This window comes from Ramlibacter sp. AN1133 (genome assembly GCF_037890035.1).
Classification (GTDB): domain Bacteria; phylum Pseudomonadota; class Gammaproteobacteria; order Burkholderiales; family Burkholderiaceae_C; genus Ramlibacter.
This window is the reverse complement of the sequence record NZ_JBBKTQ010000003.1, coordinates 1-15,624: the sequence shown is the minus strand read 5'-3', so window position 1 is coordinate 15,624 and position 15,624 is coordinate 1. Positions and strand designations below refer to the sequence as shown.

Here is a 15,624-nt window from a genome sequence, read left to right as displayed (position 1 = left end):
TTTCATGTTTGGTGCAGACAAGGGCACGGCCGACCGGCTGGACGGCAAGGAACTGGTCATCGGCATCGTGCAGGCGCGCTTCAACCAGGGCGTGACGGACACGCTGGCGAAGGCCTGCCGCGACGAGCTGCTCGCGCGTGGCGTGCAGCAGAAGAACATCGACCACGTGCTGGTGCCGGGCGCGCTCGAAGTGCCCATCGCCCTGCAGGCGATGGCCGAGAAGGGCGGCTACGACGCCCTGGTGGCGCTGGGCTGCGTGATCCGCGGCGAGACCTACCACTTCGAGCTGGTGTCCAACGAATCGGCCGCGGGCGTGACGCGCGTGGCGCTGGACTACCAGTTGCCGATCGCCAACGCGATCCTCACCACCGAGAACCTGGAGCAGGCGCTCGCGCGGCAGGTCGAGAAGGGCCGCGACGCAGCGCTGGTCGCCATCGAGATGGCCAACCTGGTGGACGACCTCGGATGACCGCCGCTCCCGCCCGCAAGACTTCCACCAAGCCGCCCCGCAGCCGCGCCCGCGAATTCGCGGTGCAGGCGCTGTATCAGCACCTGGTGGGCAAGCAGGATGCCGAGTCCATCGACCAGTTCACGCGCGGCCTCTCGGGCTTCCACAAGGCCGATGCGGTGCACTACGACGCGCTGCTGCACGGCTGCATCCGCGAGGCGGCTGAACTCGATGCGCTGATCCTGCCCCTGCTCGATCGCCGGCTGGAGGAGATCTCGCCCATCGAGCACGCCGTGATGTGGATCGGCGCCTACGAGTTCCTGCACGCGCCCGACGTGCCCTGGCGCGTGGTGCTCAACGAATGCATCGAGCTGGCCAAGGAGTTCGGCGGCACCGACGGCCACAAGTACGTCAACGGCGTCCTGAACGGCCTGGCGCCCAGGCTGCGCGCGGTCGAAGTCGAGGCGGACCGCGCCACCGGCAAGGCGAGGCCCTGAAGCGATGAGACTCTCGAAGCGCGCCCAGCGCATCGAACCGTTCTACGTGATGGAGGTCGCCAAGGCGGCCTCGCAGCTGGCGCGCGAGGTCGCCCGCAGCGCCAGCCCGATGATCTTCCTGAACATCGGCGAGCCGGACTTCACCGCGCCGCCGCTGGTGCAGGAAGCGGCGGAAAGGGCGATCCGCGACGGCCGCACGCAGTACACCGACGCCATCGGCCTGCACGCGCTGCGCGAGCGCATCAGCGGCTGGTACCGCCAGCGCTTCGGCGTGCAGGTGCCGGCCAGCCGCATCGTGGTGACGGCCGGCGCCTCCGCCGCCCTGCAGCTCGCCTGCCTCGCGCTGATCGAGGCGGGCGACGAGATCCTGATGCCGGACCCGAGCTACCCGTGCAATAGGCAGTTCGTGAGCGCCGCCGACGGCGACGCCGTGCTGATCCCGACCACCGCCGCGGAGCGCTTCCAGCTCAGCGCTGCCAAGGTGGAGGAGCACTGGGGCGCGCGCACGCGCGGCGTGCTGCTCGCCTCGCCCTCCAACCCCACGGGCACCTCGATCCATCCGGACGAACTGCGCAGGATCCACGGCTTCGTGCGCGCGAAGGGCGGCATCACGCTGCTGGACGAGATCTACCTGGGCCTGTCCTACGACGACACCTTCGGCCACACGGCGCTCGCGCTGGACGACCAGGTGATCAGCATCAACAGCTTCTCGAAGTACTTCAACATGACCGGCTGGCGGCTCGGCTGGCTGGTGGTGCCGGAAGTGCTGGTGGCCCCGATCGAGCGCCTCGCGCAGAACCTGTTCATCTGCCCGAGCACCGTGGCGCAGCACGCCGCCCTGGCCTGCTTCGAGCCGGAGAGCATCGCCGAATACGAGCGCCGGCGCGCCGAGTTCCAGGCCCGCCGCGACTGGTTCATCCCGCAGCTGCAGGCGATGGGGCTGGCGGTGCCGGTGGTGCCCGACGGCGCCTTCTACGCGTGGGCCGATTGCGCCGTTGCGGCGCAGCGCCTGGGCGTGCAGGGCAGCTGGGATTTCGCTTTCGAGGTGATGCGGCGCGCCCACGTGGCGGTGACGCCCGGGCGCGATTTCGGCCATGCGGACACGGGCCGCTTCATCCGCCTTTCCACCGCCAATTCGATGGCGCAGCTGCAGGAAGCCGCCGCGCGGCTGAAGGGCCTGCTGGCATGAACGCCGCCGGGGTCTTCACCTGGCCGGTCCGCGTCTACTGGGAAGACACCGATGCGGGCGGCATCGTGTTCTACGCCAACTACCTGAAGTTCTTCGAGCGCGCACGCACCGAGTGGCTGCGCTCGCTGGGCATCGCCCAGGGTGCGCTGCGCGCGAGCGCCGGCGGCATCTTCATCGTCAGCGAGACTTCCGTGCGATATCTCGCACCGGCGAAGCTCGACGACGAACTTCTTGTTACGGCCGAGTTGAAAGACGTTGGCAAAGCCTCTCTGATAATCGGCCAGCAGGCCCTGCGCGGCGCGACGCTGCTGGCCGCCGGCACGATCCGCATCGGCTGGGTCGACGACAAGACACTGCGGCCGGGGCGCATCCCGCCCGCCATCCTGGGAGTCCTCGAGCGCGAATGAACCAAGACCTGTCGATCCTCCAACTCGTGCTGGGCGCCAGCTTCGTCGTGCAGCTGGTGATGCTGCTGCTGCTGATCGTTTCCGTGACGAGCTGGGCCGCCATCTTCGGCAAGCTGTTCGGCCTGCGCCGCGTCAACCGGAAGAACGAGGAATTCGAGCGCGACTTCTGGTCCGGCACCAGCCTCAACGACCTGTTCGCCGCGGCGGCGCAGAACGCCAAGCTCGCCGGCCCCATGGAGCGCATCTTCGCCTCCGGCATGCGCGAGTACCAGAAGCTGCGCGAGCGCCGCATCAGCGATGCGCCCACCCTGCTCGATGGCGCGCGGCGCGCGATGCGCGCGAGCTTCCAGCGCGAGCTCGACGTGGTGGAGATGCACCTGTCGTTCCTGGCCTCGGTCGCCTCCGTGTCGCCCTACGTCGGCCTGTTCGGCACGGTGTGGGGCATCATGCACGCCTTCAGCGGCCTGGGCGCCCTGCAGCAGGTGACGCTGGCCACCGTGGCGCCCGGCATCGCGGAGGCGCTGGTCGCCACCGCGCTGGGCCTGTTCGCCGCGATCCCCGCCGTGGTCGCCTACAACCGCTTCGCGCGCGACATCGACCGGGTGGCGATCAAGCTGGAGACCTTCATCGAGGAGTTCTCCAACATCCTGCAGCGCAACCTCGGCGCGCAGAGCGCATCGGGGCACTAGAAATGCCGGCCCCCACGCTCCTCACTTCGTGCAGTCGCTGCCCCCCGGGGGGGCGCAGGCCTCCTGCGGGCGGCCGGGCGGAGGCCTGATGCCGCATGTGGCCCACCGCGGCCGCGGCCGCCGCGCGCTCAACGAGATCAACATGGTCCCGTTCATCGACGTGATGCTGGTGCTGCTGATCATCTTCATGGTCACGGCACCGCTGATCACGCCCAGCCTGATCGACCTGCCCAGCGTCGGCAAGGCCGCGCGCAAGCCGGACAAGGTGGTGGAGGTGCTGGTCGGCAAGGACGAGGGCCTGCAACTGAAGAGCGGCGACAAGACCCAGTCCATGGTCCTCAAGGACATCGCGCCGGCCGTGCTGCAGGCGCAGTCCGGCCAGGCGCCGGGCAGCGTCGCGGTGGTGATCAGCGCCGACCGCAGCGTGAAGTACGAGACCGTGGTGAAGGTGATGGACACGCTGCAGCGCGCCGGCGTGCAGCGCGTCGGCCTGTCGGTGCAGGTCGCGCGTTAACGAGGCCATGGACACCAGCGCCGACCGCCTGGAATTCGCGCCGCCGAAGCAGGATGCGCTCTGGCGCGGGCTGGCGCTGGCGCTGCTCGCGCACGTGCTGCTGGTGGCCGGCCTCACGCACGGCCTGAAGTGGCAGCGCGAAAGCCAGAACGTGGCCGTCGAGGCGGAACTGTGGGCCGCCGTGCCGCAGGAAGCCGCGCCGCCCGAGCCCACGCCCGTGCGGCCGCCGCCACCGCCCCCGGCCCCGCCGCAGCCGGTGGTGAAGGCGCCGCCGGTGCCCGATCCGCAGGTGCAGCGCGACGCGCAGATCGCGCTGGAGCGCGAGAAGAAGCGCGAGCTCGAACGCGAGAAGCAGGAAGAACTCCAGCGCGAACGCGAGGAAAGACGCAAGCTCGAGGCGAAGAAGAAGCGCGAGGAGGAACTCGCCAGGAAGAAGGAACAGGCCAGGCAGGTCGCCGAGGCGAAGCGCAAGGAAGAAGAGAAGAAGCGCAAGGAGCAGGAAGCGAAGGAAGCGCGCGAGGCGCAGCGGGTGGCCAGGCTGCGCGAGGAGAACCTCGATCGCATGCGCGGCATGGCCGGCACCGGCGCGCCCTCCTCCACCGGCACGGCGGCGCGCGCCTCCGGTCCTTCCGCGGGCTGGGCGGCGCGCGTGAACGCGCGCGTGCGCCCCAACATCGTGTTCACCGAAACCGTCAGCGGCAATCCCGAGGCCGTCGTCGAAGTGCGGCTGGCACCGGACGGCACCATCGTCAGCCGGCGCCTGGCGAAGTCGAGCGGCGTGAAGGGCTGGGACGAAGCCGTGCTGCGCGCCCTGGACAAGACCGAGGTCCTGCCGCGCGACACCGACGGCAGCGTGCCGCGCAGCGGCGAGCTCGTGTTCAAGCCCAAGGGCTGAAGCCACGGGCGCGTTGCACGCGCGCACTGTCAGATCTGACAGGGTCCGGCTTAGGGATGCGCCCGACGTCCCCCGCAAGGCGCTCCAGGGAGGGGCGCGTCATTTCTGACAGGGCGGCTTGCAAGCAATCGTAAGGCCCCCGCCCGCGTGCTTGGCAGCCACCGCGATCTGCCCAACACTCCCGCCAAAGAGCGCGCGCCGCGACGCGCCCTCCGGGAGGAAGACGCATGGTCCACGAACCGCTCGCATCCAGCTTCGGCGCCCTGGTGGAGGGCGTCGGGCTCGCGGCCCTCGACGCCGCCGGCTTTCGCCAGCTCTATGCGCTGTGGCAGCGCCAGCACCTGCTGGTGCTGCGCGGGCACGGCCTCGACCGCGAGGGCTTCCAGGCCTTCGCCGCGCGCTTCGGCCAGGTCGACCCGCTACCGGACCTCGGCGCGGCGGAGACGACCTGGGGCGTGGAACTCGCGTGGGCGGAGCGCCCGCCCTTCGCCTGCCTCCTGCACGCGCGCAACGCGCCGGAAGAAGGCGGCGCGACATGGTTCGCGTGCCTGCCCGCCGCCCTGCGCGTGATCGCGCCGGACCTCGTCGCGCGCCTGCGCTGGCTCGCGATCCGGCACGGCCCGAACGTCCATCCGATGGTGATCATGCAGCCCGAGACCGGGGAGCACTCGCTGTTCCTCGGCACGCGGCGCGACTCGCGCATCATGGACGTGCCGGTCGCCGAATCCGAGCGCCTGCTGAACATCGCGTGGAGCTACGGCACGGCCGATGCCGTGAGCCTGTGCCACCACTGGCAGCGCGGCGACATCGTGCTGTGGAACAACCTGACCGTCATGCACCGGCACGACGCCGTGCCGGCGGGCAGCGCGCGCAAGCTGCAGCGCGTGCGCATCCACGGCCGCTACACACTGGCCGCGCCGATCCAGCAGGAAGCCGCATAAGGACCTGCGCCGAGGACTTCCAGTAGGCCGCCACGCCCGGCTGCCTGACGCCGCGCACGTCGCCCGGCGCGGTGCCGGCGCCCTGCCACCCGCCGGGCATGAAGTACGACACGGCGGCCGCGCAGTAACCCCCTTGCGCATCAGGGCCCCGTCGCTGCAGCATCGAAACCACAAGAAACCACCTCGAAGGAACAACGATGAAGACGCGTGCCATGGATCCGTCGCGCCGCGGCCTGCTGGCCGGCGGCGCCGCGCTGGCTGCCGCGGCCGTGGGCCGCGAGGCGCTGGCGCAGGCCCCGGCCGCCGCGCCCGCGAAGCCCGCCCTGCCGGCGTACGTGGCGTGGAAGAGTCCCGAGGCCGTGATCGTCCACACGGCGACCACGATCGAGACCAGGCGCAGCGCCTTCGGCACCAGCATCATCACCCCCGCGGACCGGCTGTACATCCGCAACAACCTGCCGGCACCGGACGTCTCCATCGTGGCGAACCGCGACGCCTGGGTCGTGAACGTGGAGGGCGTGCGCCAGCCGCGCGCGCTGACCGTCGCCGACCTGAAGACCATGGGCCTGGAAACCGTCGCCGCCGTGCTGCAATGCTCCGGCAACGGCCGCGGCTACTTCGCGAGCAAGCCGAGCGGCACCAAGTGGCAGGTCGGCGCGGCCGGTTGCGTGATCTGGAGCGGCGTGCCGGTGCGCAACGTGGTGGCGGCGCTGGGCGGGCTCGAGGGCGGCGCCCGCTTCATGACCGGCACCGGCGGCGAGACCATCCCGGCCGGCATCGATCCCAGGAGCGTGATGGTGGAACGTTCGGTGCCGCTGAAGGCGATGGAGGATGCGCTGCTGGCCTGGGAAATGAACGGCGAGCCGGTGCCGCACGCGCACGGCGGGCCGCTGCGCCTGGTGGTGCCGGGCTACAGCGGCGTCAACAACATCAAGTACGTCAAGCGCCTGGCGTTCACGCGCGAGGAAAGCGAGGCCGCGATCCAGAAGACCGGCTACCGCATCTCGCCGCCCGGCCAGAAGCACCAGCCCACCGAACCCTCGGTGTGGGAGATGGAGCTGAAGTCCTGGATCAACGGCCCGACGTCCGAAGCCGGCCCGGTCAAGGCGGGCCTGGTGCAGGTGCACGGCGTGGCCATGGGCGCGACGCGCGCGCTGCGCCGCATCGACGTCTCGGTGGACGGCGGCCAGACCTGGCAGGAAGCGCGCTTCGTGGGCCCGGACCTGGGGCGCTTCGCCTGGCGGCAGTTCGTGCTGCCGATCCGGCTGGCGCCCGGCGAATACCTGCTCGCCTCGCGCGCGCAGGACGCACAGTTCAACTGGCAGGCCGAAGCGACGCCCGACAACAGCGGCGGCTACCTGAACAGCGGCTGGCGCGCCCACGCAATCCCGCTGACGGTCGCCTGATGCCGTGGCGGCTGGCAGCGCTGGCGACCCTGTGCTGGGCCGCCGGCGCGCAGGCGGCGGACGACGAAGGCCGCCGCCTCTTCACGACCCTCACGCCGCCCTGCGCGCTGTGCCACACGCTGAAGGACGCCGGCGCCACCGGAGCGATCGGGCCATCGCTGGATGAACTCAAGCCGGATGCGGACCGGGTGCGCAAGGTGCTGAAAACCGGCAGCGGCCAGATGCCGGCGTTCACGCAGCTGACGGAGGCGCAGGTGGAGGCGCTTGCACGCTACGTGGAAGCGGCGACGCGGTGAGGAAACCAACATCCGGACGCAGAGGACGCGAAGGGTACGCAGAGGGCGCAAAAGAATCCATATGTTCTGGATGTTCTTTGCGTCCTCTGCGTACCCTTTGCGCCCTCTGCGTCCGGCAGTCCTCTCCCCCTAGCTAGCTCTCGTAAACCACCTGCGCCTGCCCCTGGTAAGCCTGCGCCATCCAGCTCGCCAGGGCCGCGTCGGTCGGGAAGAACTTGGCCTGCTCGCCCAGCTGCAGCTCCGCGACGGCCTCCTCGCGCAGCACCTGCAGGCGCACCGGCAGTCCGCGCAGCAGCTCGCCCTGCTCCGTCATCTCCCGCTTCGGCGGGAAGTCGCGCACCAGGCGCTGGATGTCGGGCACCGTGCCGTTGACGGCCACCTTCAGGTACTTGCCGAAGCGGCAGCGCGCCGTCGCCAGGTCCCAGATCTGCTGGATGTTCAGGCGGAAGCCGCCCGAGAAGCGATCCGGCTGCAGCCTGGCCTGCACCACGATCAGCTCGTCGTCCTTGAACCAGGCACGATGCGGGTTGAACACCGACTCGTCGGCCGCGGCCTCGATCGTGTCGGTCTTGTCGTCGAGCTTGAACAGGGCCAGCTTGCCGCGCTGGCCGTTGATGATGCGCAGGTCCGTCACGATGCCCGCCAGCATCAGGATGTCGCGCGTGTCCACCAGCTCCTCGATCTTCCTGCGGCAGAAGCGCCGCACCTCGCGCTCCACCTCGTCGAACAGGTGGCCCGAGAGGTAGAAGCCGATCGCCGTCTTCTCCTGCGACAGGCGCTCCTTCACGCCCCAGGGCGTGGCCTCCACGAGGTCCGGCTCCTGGTGGCTCGCACCGTGCGTGTCGCCCATGTCGAACAGGCCGCCCTGGTTGGCGTTGGCATCCTGCGCCGCCGCGAACTCGTAGGCGCGGTCGATCGAGGCGACCAGCGATGCGCGATTGAGCTGCAGCGTATCGAAGGCGCCGGCCTTGATCAGCGCCTCCACCGTGCGCTTGTTGATGCGCGAGCGGTCCACGCGGCAGCAGAAGTCGTAGATGCTCTTGAACGCCCCGCCCTCTTGCCGCGCAGCGACGATCGCCTCGATCGCCGACTGGCCCGTGCCCTTGATGGCGCCCAGGCCGTAGCGGATCACCTTGTCCGAGATCGGCTCGAAGCGCCAGGTGCCGCGGTTGACGTCCGGCGGCTCGAAGGTCATGCCGAAGTTCTTGACCGCGTCCTCGAACAACACCTTGAGCTTGTCGGTGTTGTCCATTTCGATGGTCATGTTGGCGCAGTAGAACTCCGCCGTGTAATGGACCTTCAGCCACGCGGTGTGGTACGCCAGCAGCGAGTAGGCGGCGGCGTGCGACTTGTTGAAGCCGTAGCCCGCGAACTTCTCCATCAGGTCGAAGACCTCGTCGGCCTTCTCGTTGCCGATGCCCTTCTTCGCCGCGCCCTCCCGGAAGATCTCCCGGTGCTGGGCCATCTCCTCGGCCTTCTTCTTGCCCATGGCCCGCCGCAGCAGGTCGGCGCCGCCGAGCGAGTAGCCGCCCAGCACCTGCGCCGTCTGCATCACCTGCTCCTGGTAGACCATGATCCCGTAGGTCTCGGAGAGCACCGGTTCGACCAGCGGATGCGGGTACTCCACCACCTCGCGGCCATGCTTGCGCGCGACGAAGGAGGGGATCAGGTCCATCGGGCCGGGACGGTACAGCGCGTTCAGCGCGATCAGGTCCTCCAGCCGCGTCGGCTTGGCGTCGCGCAGCATGCCCTGCATGCCGCGCGATTCGAACTGGAACACCGCCTCGGTCTTGCCGTCGGTGAACAGCTTGTAGGTCTGCGGGTCCTCCAGCGGCACCGCCTCGAAGGTGAAGTCCTGCTGGTTCGGGTGCCGCTGCACGATGAACTCGCGCGCCAGCTCCAGGATCGTCAGCGTCGCCAGGCCCAGGAAGTCGAACTTCACCAGGCCGGCTGCTTCCACGTCGTCCTTGTCGTACTGGCTCACCGCCGAATCGCTGCCGGGCTGCTGGTACAGCGGCGTGAAGTCGGTGAGCTTGCCCGGGGCGATCAGCACGCCGCCCGCGTGCATGCCGACGTTGCGCGTCATGCCTTCGAGCTTCTGCGCCAGGTCGAGCAGCGTGCGCACTTCCTCCTCGCGCTCGTAGCGCTCCTTGAGGATCGGCTCCTGCGCCAGCGCGTCGGCGATGGTGATGTGCGTGCCGGGCTTGTTGGGGATCAGCTTGCTGATGCCGTCGCAGAAGGTGTAGCTCATGTCCAGCACCCGGCCCACGTCGCGCACCGCCGCGCGCGCGGCCATGGTGCCGAAGGTGGCGATCTGCGAGACGGCGTCGCGGCCGTACTTCTCCTTCACGTACTCGATCACGCGGTCGCGGTTGCCCTGGCAGAAGTCGATGTCGAAGTCGGGCATCGACACGCGTTCCGGGTTCAGGAAGCGCTCGAACAGCAGGCTGTACTGCAGCGGGTCGAGGTCGGTGATCTTCAGGGCATACGCCACCAGCGAGCCGGCGCCGGAGCCGCGGCCCGGGCCCACCGGGCAGCCGTGGGTCTTGGCCCAGTTGATGAAGTCGCCCACGATCAGGAAGTAGCCGGGGAACCCCATCTTCAGGATGATCCCGAGCTCGAATTCGAGCCGTTCCTCGTAGCGGGGGCGCTGCTGCTCGCGTTCCGCTTCATTGGGGAACAGGTGCAGCAAGCGCTCCTTCAGCCCCTCGTGCGAGGCGTAGCGGAAGTACTCCTCGGCCGGCATGCCGTTGGGGGTGGGGAAGTTCGGCAGGCGCGGCTTGCCGAGTTCCAGCACCAGGTTGCAGCGGCGCGCGATCTCCAGCGTGTTGGTGATCGCGGAGGGGATGTCCTCGAACAGCGCCTCCATCTGCGCCTGGGTCTTGAAGTACTGCTCGCGCGTGAAGCGCCGCACCCGGCGCGGGTTGGCGAGGATCTCGCCTTCGGAGATGCAGACGCGCGCCTCGTGGGCCTCGTAGTCGTCTTCCTTGGTGAATTGCACCGGGTGGGTGGCCACCACGGGCAGCTTCAGGCGCGCGGCCAGCTGCACCGCGGCCGCGACGTGCGCCTCGTCGTCGGGGCGGCCGGCGCGCTGCAGTTCCAGGTAGAAGCGGTGCGGGAACAGGCTCGCGAGCTGCAGCGCCAGCTCGGAGGCGCGGCTTTCGTCGCCCTGCAGCAGCGCCTGGCCGATCGGGCCCGCCTGCGCGCCCGACAGCAGGATCAGCCCCTCGTTGAGTTCCTGCAGCCATTCGAGCCTGGCCACGGCCTGGGCGCGCACCACGTTGATCGTCCAGGCGCGGGCCAGCAGCTCGCACAGGTTGAGGTAGCCCTGGTGGTTCTGCACCAGCACGATCACGCGCGTGATCGCGTTCGCGTCGGTGCCCAGGCCCTGCAGCATCAGCTCGCAGCCGACCACGGGCTTGACGCCCTTGCCGCGGCCTTCCTTGTAGAACTTGATGGCCCCGAACATGTTGTTCAGGTCCGTGATGGCGAGCGCCGGCTGGGCGTCCGCGGCGGCGGCCTTCACGATCTCGTCGATGCGGTTGGTGCCGTCGACGACGGAAAACTCGGTGTGCAGGCGCAGGTGGACGAACATGCCGCCATTGTAGGAAACGGGTGTGGCGGGGCGGCTCTTGACAGGGGCCAAACGCTGGGGTTCGCGCGCTTTCGCGGCTCACCGCCAGCCTACGGGGCCCCGCCGCCTGTCACATTACGACCGCGGCTCGGGCGGCGTCTGCGGCGTCGGCGGCAGGGGGATGAACTCCGGGTCGCCGGCCACCGTCCCCATCCGCATCGCCTGCCAGTCCTCGCCCGCCTGCAGGATGCGCTCCTTGCGGCTGGAGACGAAGTTCCACCACATGTGCCGCGGCGCATCCAGCGCGTCGCCGCCCACCAGCACCAGCCGCGCACCGGCGCGCGTCGTGAGCAGGACGGAGGCGCCCGGCACGAGCACCGCCATGCGGCGTGCGGCCAGCGGCGCGCCGTCCACCTCCAGCTCGCCTTCGACCGCATGGATCGCCTGCTGCGCCTCCAGCGCCGGCAGTTCCATGCGACCGCCGGCGGGCAGCCACACGTCCAGGTACAGCGTGCGCGAGAGCGCCGGCACCGGCGAGCGCGCGCCGAAGGCCTCGCCCACCAGCACCCGCACCCGCGCGTCGCCGACGCTGCATTCCGGAATCGCATCGGCCGGCGTGTGCGAGAACGACGGCTCGGCCTCCTCGTGCGCGAGCGGCAGCGCCGTCCACAGCTGCAGGCCATGGTTCACGAACGCCACGTCGCGCAGGTGGTCCGGGCGGCGCTCCGAATGCACGATGCCGCGCCCCGCCGTCATCCAGTTGATGGCACCGGGCTCGATCAGCTGCGCGCTGCCGAGGCTGTCGCGATGCATCATCGCGCCCTCGAACAGGTAGGTCACCGTGGCCAGCCCGATGTGCGGATGCGGCCGCACGTCGTGGTTCACCCCCGGCAACTCCTGCGCCGGGCCGAAATGGTCGAAGAAGATGAAGGGCCCGACGCTGCGCTGGCGCGCATCGGGCAGCAGGCGCCGCACGAGGAAGCCGCCGCCGAGGTCCTTCTCGTGGCCGGTGAGCTGCTGGGCGATCGGCACGTCAGCCGCCCCTGCCCCGGGCCCAGCGCCCGGCGGCCGCGGCCACGCGCTGGCCGAACTGGCGGCCCGTCTGAAGGTCGCCGGGCAGCATTTCGGCCGCCGACGCATCCACCGGCGTCTGCGATGCGGCCCCCGCGAAGGTGCCGATCCAGTTCACGTCGTTGCGCTGCGCGGCCTTGTTGTTGGCCGGCATCATCCCGTTGCCCACCCACACGCCGCCATGCTGCATGGCCAGCGTGAAGAAGTAGAACATCGTGTTCGACTTGTCGCCGTTGATGCTGCCGCTGTTGGTGAAGCCGGCGAACAGCTTGTCCTTCCACGCCTGGCCGAACCACGGCTTGGAGGAGGCGTCGGCGAACTTCTTGAACTGCCAGCTCGGCCCGCCCATGTAGGTGGGCGAGCCGAACACGATCGCGTCGGCGGCCGCCAGCTGCTCCCAGCCGCCCTCGGGCAGGTTGCCCTCCGCGTCGATCACGAGCAGCCGGGCGGCTGCGCCTTCGGCCACCGCCTGCGCCAGGCGCTGGGTGTGGCCGTAGCCCGAATGGTACACGACGACGATATCCGCCATCCGCTCAGTCCCTGCGGCGGCCGTCGACGCTGAACATGCCGCCGCCGAACGCCGCGAAGGCGAGCAGGCCGCCGGCGATGGCCATGTTCTTGAAGAAGTTCATCTTCTGCGCCATCAGCTGCGCCTCGGGCACGGCCCAGTAGTTGTGGAAGATCGGCGTGATCACGAGCACGAAGATCGCCATCAGCAGCGCCACCCAGCGGGTCTTGAAGCCCACCAGCAGCAGCAGGCCCAGGCCCAGCTCGGTCGCGATCGCGATCGCGGCGCACACCTCGGGCAGCGGCACGCCCTTGGAGGAGATGTAGCCCACCAGCCCGGAGAAGCCGGCGATCTTGCCCCAGCCGGAGGGCACGAACAGCAGCGCGATCAGCGCGCGGCCGACGAGGGCCAGCGCGTTCTGCGCGGGCGTCATGGCCGCGGCATCGCTGTTCACCGCGAAACCGGAGTGGGAAGAGGTCAGGGTCGCCATGGGAAGCTCCTTGGGGGTGGGGGGAAAGAAATCAGTGCTCGGTCAGGTCGAACACCAGCACCTCGGCATCCTTGCCGTGGTCCAGCGCCAGCGCGGCTTCGCCGCGCAGCTTGGCGGCGTCGCCGGCGGCCAGGCGCGTGCCGTTGACGGACAGCTCGCCGCGCACCAGGTGCACGTACACCGGCCGCGCGGGATCGAGCGCGATGCTCGCGCTCTCCTCGCCGCTGAAGAGGCCGGCATACACGCGCGCATCGGCGTGGATCTGCACCGAGCCCTGTGCGCCGTCGGGAGAGGCGACCAGGCGCAGCTTGCCGCGCTTCTCGGCCTCGGCGAAGCCCTTCTGCTCGTAGCTCGGCTCGATGCCCTGCACGTTCGGCTCGATCCAGATCTGCAGGAAGTGCGTGGTCTGGTCCTCGGCGTGGTTGAACTCGCTGTGCATCACGCCGCGGCCCGCGCTCATGCGCTGCACGTCGCCGGGCGGGATCGCCTTGACGTTGCCGAGCGTGTCGCGGTGCGCCAGCTCGCCCGACAGCACGTAGCTGATGATCTCCATGTCGCGGTGGCCGTGCTGGCCGAAGCCGGTGCCGGGCGCGATGCGGTCCTCGTTGATCACCCGCAGGTTGCCGAAGCCCATGTGCTCCGGGTCGTAGTACCCCGCGAAGGAGAAGCTGTGGAACGACTTCAGCCAGCCGTGGTCGGCAAAGCCGCGTTCCTGGGATTTCCGCAAGGTGAGCATGTCCTGTTCCTTTGAATGAAATGGAATGTAGGGGCGCGTGCGCTCGGCGGGACCGGATTTCTTTTGATGGCATCATTCAAAAATCCTGACGACAATGGATGAGATGGCCACGCCGCGCGACGTTCTGACCCCGGACGCTTTCGGCCTCGTGCAGGCCGTGGTGGACCACGGCAGTTTCGCGGGGGCGGCGCGCGAACTGGGCCTGGTGCCCAGCGCCGTGACCTACCGCATCCGCCAGCTCGAGGACGCGCTGGACGTGCTGCTGTTCGACCGCAGCTCGCGCCAGGCGCGCCTGACGGCGGCGGGCAACGAGCTGCTCTGCGCCGGCCAGCAACTGCTGCAGGACATCGATGCGATGGCGCACCGCGTGCGGCGCGTCGCCACCGGCTGGGAAGCCGAATTCACGGTCGCGGTCGACAACGCGCTCTCGGGTTCCACCGTGATGGAGCTGGCCGAATCCTTCTATGGCCTGGAACCCACCACGCGGCTGCGGCTGCGCGACGAGGCACTGGGCGGCACGCTGGAAGCGCTGACCGCCGGCCGCGCGGACCTCGCGCTCGGCGTGCTGGTCGAGCCCGGCACCACGCCCGGCATCTCCAGCCACGAGCTGGGGGACCTGTGCTTCGTGTTCGCCGTCGCACCGCACCATCCGCTGGCCCGCGTCGAGGAGCCGATCGCCGACGAAGTGCTGATCAGGCATCGCGCGGTGGCCGTCTCCGATTCCGCGCAGCAGCGCAGCAACGCCCTCACCTACGGCCTGCTCGCCGGGCAGGACGTGCTGACGGTGCCCAGCATGCGCGCCAAGCTCGATGCGCAGTTGCGCGGCCTGGGCGGCGGCTTCCTGCCGGAGCCGCTGGTGCGCCCTTACCTCGAAGCGGGGCGGCTGGTGGCGCGCGAGATCCAGCGCGGCAGCCGGCGCACGATCCGCCTGAGCTACGCGTGGCACAACGCCAGTGCGCTCGGGCCGGGGCGCGCGCTGCAATGGTGGCTGGCGCAGCTCGAAAGCGCCACGACGCGCGCGGCGCTGCTGGAGCGCCACCGCCCGGGATGAAGGGCTGATGGCGTACCGCGGCCGCTTCGCGCCCTCGCCCAGCGGGCCGCTGCATGCGGGCTCGCTGGTGGCGGCCCTGGCGAGCTGGCTCGACGCGCGCGCGCATGGCGGCGCATGGCTGGTGCGCATCGAGGACGTCGACCGGCCCCGCAACGTGCCCGGCGCCGACGAGGAGATCCTGCGCCAGCTGGCGGCCTGCGGCCTCGTGCCCGATCGGCCGCCCACCTGGCAGTCGCAGCGCGAGGCGCTCTACCAGGCGGCGCTGGACCGCCTCGTGCGCGAAGGCAAGGCCTATCCCTGCGCCTGCTCGCGCAGGGACATCGCGCTGGCCTTGTTCGCGCAGGGGCGCGAGCGCACACGCCACGGCGAGCTGGTCTATCCCGGCACCTGCCGCGCGGGGCTGCACGGGCAGGAGGCGCGCGCCTGGCGCTTGCGCGTGCCGGAGGGCGTGGTGCCGTGGACGGATCGGCGCGTGGGCGTGCACCTGCAGAACGTGGCCGAGGAGGTCGGCGATTTCGTGCTCAAGCGCGCGGACGGCCTGTTCGCGTACCAGCTCGCGGTGGTGGTCGACGACGCGGACCAGGGCATCACGCACGTGGTGCGCGGCGAGGACCTGGTGGACAACACGCCGCGGCAGATCCTGCTGCAGCGCGCGCTCGGTGTGCCCACGCCGCAATACCTGCATGCGCCGCTGGTGCTGGGTCCGAATGGGGAGAAGCTGTCGAAGCAGAACGGGGCGGCGGCGGTGGAGGTGGCGCAGCCCGCGGCGGCCCTGGCCGCCGCCGCGCGGGTCCTGGGCATCACGGTCGATCCGCGGGTTGCCGTTCCCGAGCTGCTCGCGCAGGCCGTGCGGGCCTGGGGCGCGCGCTATCCGTAGGCTGGAGGTGGAGCGAAGCGAAACCCCAGCGCTGC

General features: G+C 70.1%; 17 protein-coding genes. 12 read left to right on the top strand and 5 right to left on the bottom strand.

Annotated elements, in window-relative coordinates:
• The first annotated feature begins 4 nt into the window (after window positions 1-4).
• The 10 genes from ribH (at window position 5) to sorU (ending at window position 7,282) form a co-directional block, all read left to right on the top strand.
• Window positions 5-469, top strand: a complete 465-nt coding sequence (gene ribH, locus WG923_RS04775) for a 6,7-dimethyl-8-ribityllumazine synthase (RefSeq protein WP_340349800.1) — start codon at window positions 5-7, stop codon at window positions 467-469.
• Window positions 466-945, top strand: a complete 480-nt coding sequence (nusB, locus tag WG923_RS04770) for a transcription antitermination factor NusB (RefSeq protein WP_340349799.1) — start codon at window positions 466-468, stop codon at window positions 943-945. The genes ribH and nusB overlap by 4 nt, the downstream gene beginning before the upstream one ends.
• A 4-nt stretch (window positions 946-949) precedes the next feature.
• Entirely contained in the window at window positions 950-2,134 is a 1,185-nt protein-coding gene (locus tag WG923_RS04765) for a pyridoxal phosphate-dependent aminotransferase (RefSeq protein WP_340349798.1), read from the top strand.
• Window positions 2,131-2,541 (top strand): tol-pal system-associated acyl-CoA thioesterase, encoded by a 411-nt coding sequence (gene ybgC, locus WG923_RS04760; RefSeq protein WP_340349797.1) that lies wholly within the window; start codon window positions 2,131-2,133, stop codon window positions 2,539-2,541. Before WG923_RS04765 ends, ybgC begins: the two co-directional genes overlap by 4 nt.
• Window positions 2,538-3,230, top strand: a complete 693-nt coding sequence (tolQ, locus tag WG923_RS04755) for a protein TolQ (RefSeq protein WP_340349796.1) — start codon at window positions 2,538-2,540, stop codon at window positions 3,228-3,230. The genes ybgC and tolQ overlap by 4 nt, the downstream gene beginning before the upstream one ends.
• A gap of 88 nt (window positions 3,231-3,318) precedes the next feature.
• Window positions 3,319-3,744, top strand: coding sequence for a biopolymer transporter ExbD (locus WG923_RS04750; protein WP_340349795.1), 426 nt, complete (start codon window positions 3,319-3,321; stop codon window positions 3,742-3,744).
• A gap of 7 nt (window positions 3,745-3,751) precedes the next feature.
• Complete coding sequence (gene tolA / locus WG923_RS04745) at window positions 3,752-4,639, top strand: cell envelope integrity protein TolA (RefSeq protein WP_340349794.1); 888 nt, start codon at window positions 3,752-3,754, stop codon at window positions 4,637-4,639.
• Window positions 4,640-4,866: 227 nt separating this feature from the next.
• On the top strand, window positions 4,867-5,580 hold the full coding sequence (locus tag WG923_RS04740; RefSeq protein ID WP_340349793.1) for a TauD/TfdA dioxygenase family protein: 714 nt from the start codon (window positions 4,867-4,869) through the stop codon (window positions 5,578-5,580).
• Between the two features lie 197 nt (window positions 5,581-5,777).
• Window positions 5,778-6,986, top strand: coding sequence for a SorT family sulfite dehydrogenase catalytic subunit (sorT, locus tag WG923_RS04735; protein ID WP_340349792.1), 1,209 nt, complete (start codon window positions 5,778-5,780; stop codon window positions 6,984-6,986).
• On the top strand, window positions 6,986-7,282 hold the full coding sequence (sorU, locus tag WG923_RS04730) for a SorU family sulfite dehydrogenase c-type cytochrome subunit (RefSeq protein ID WP_340349791.1): 297 nt from the start codon (window positions 6,986-6,988) through the stop codon (window positions 7,280-7,282). Before sorT ends, sorU begins: the two co-directional genes overlap by 1 nt.
• A gap of 133 nt (window positions 7,283-7,415) precedes the next feature.
• On the opposite strand, the gene dnaE is transcribed toward sorU, so the two are convergent.
• The 5 genes from dnaE to WG923_RS04705 form a co-directional block, all read right to left on the bottom strand.
• A complete protein-coding gene (gene dnaE / locus WG923_RS04725; protein WP_340349790.1) occupies window positions 7,416-10,877 on the bottom strand; it encodes a DNA polymerase III subunit alpha in 3,462 nt (1,153 codons plus the stop codon).
• A 114-nt stretch (window positions 10,878-10,991) separates the two neighbouring features.
• Window positions 10,992-11,888, bottom strand: coding sequence for a pirin family protein (locus WG923_RS04720; RefSeq protein WP_340349789.1), 897 nt, complete (start codon window positions 11,886-11,888; stop codon window positions 10,992-10,994).
• A gap of 1 nt (window position 11,889) precedes the next feature.
• Window positions 11,890-12,456 carry a flavodoxin family protein gene (locus WG923_RS04715; protein ID WP_340349788.1) on the bottom strand — a complete coding sequence of 189 codons (567 nt, stop codon included), beginning with the start codon at window positions 12,454-12,456 and terminating at the stop codon, window positions 11,890-11,892.
• 4 nt (window positions 12,457-12,460) lie between these two features.
• On the bottom strand, window positions 12,461-12,868 hold the full coding sequence (locus WG923_RS04710) for a DoxX family protein (protein ID WP_340350077.1): 408 nt from the start codon (window positions 12,866-12,868) through the stop codon (window positions 12,461-12,463).
• A gap of 88 nt (window positions 12,869-12,956) precedes the next feature.
• Window positions 12,957-13,661 carry a pirin family protein gene (locus tag WG923_RS04705; RefSeq protein WP_340349787.1) on the bottom strand — a complete coding sequence of 235 codons (705 nt, stop codon included), beginning with the start codon at window positions 13,659-13,661 and terminating at the stop codon, window positions 12,957-12,959.
• Window positions 13,662-13,764: 103 nt separating this feature from the next.
• Here WG923_RS04705 and WG923_RS04700 point away from each other — a divergent pair, with 103 nt between their 5' ends.
• Together WG923_RS04700 and gluQRS are read left to right on the top strand one after the other, a co-directional pair.
• Window positions 13,765-14,712: a LysR family transcriptional regulator gene (locus WG923_RS04700; RefSeq protein WP_340349786.1), complete on the top strand. Its 948-nt coding sequence runs from the start codon at window positions 13,765-13,767 to the stop codon at window positions 14,710-14,712.
• Between the two features lie 7 nt (window positions 14,713-14,719).
• The gene (gene gluQRS / locus WG923_RS04695) at window positions 14,720-15,589 is read left to right on the top strand and encodes a tRNA glutamyl-Q(34) synthetase GluQRS (RefSeq protein ID WP_340349785.1); all 870 of its coding nucleotides are present in this window, start codon (window positions 14,720-14,722) and stop codon (window positions 15,587-15,589) included.
• The last annotated feature ends 35 nt before the right edge of the window (window positions 15,590-15,624 follow it).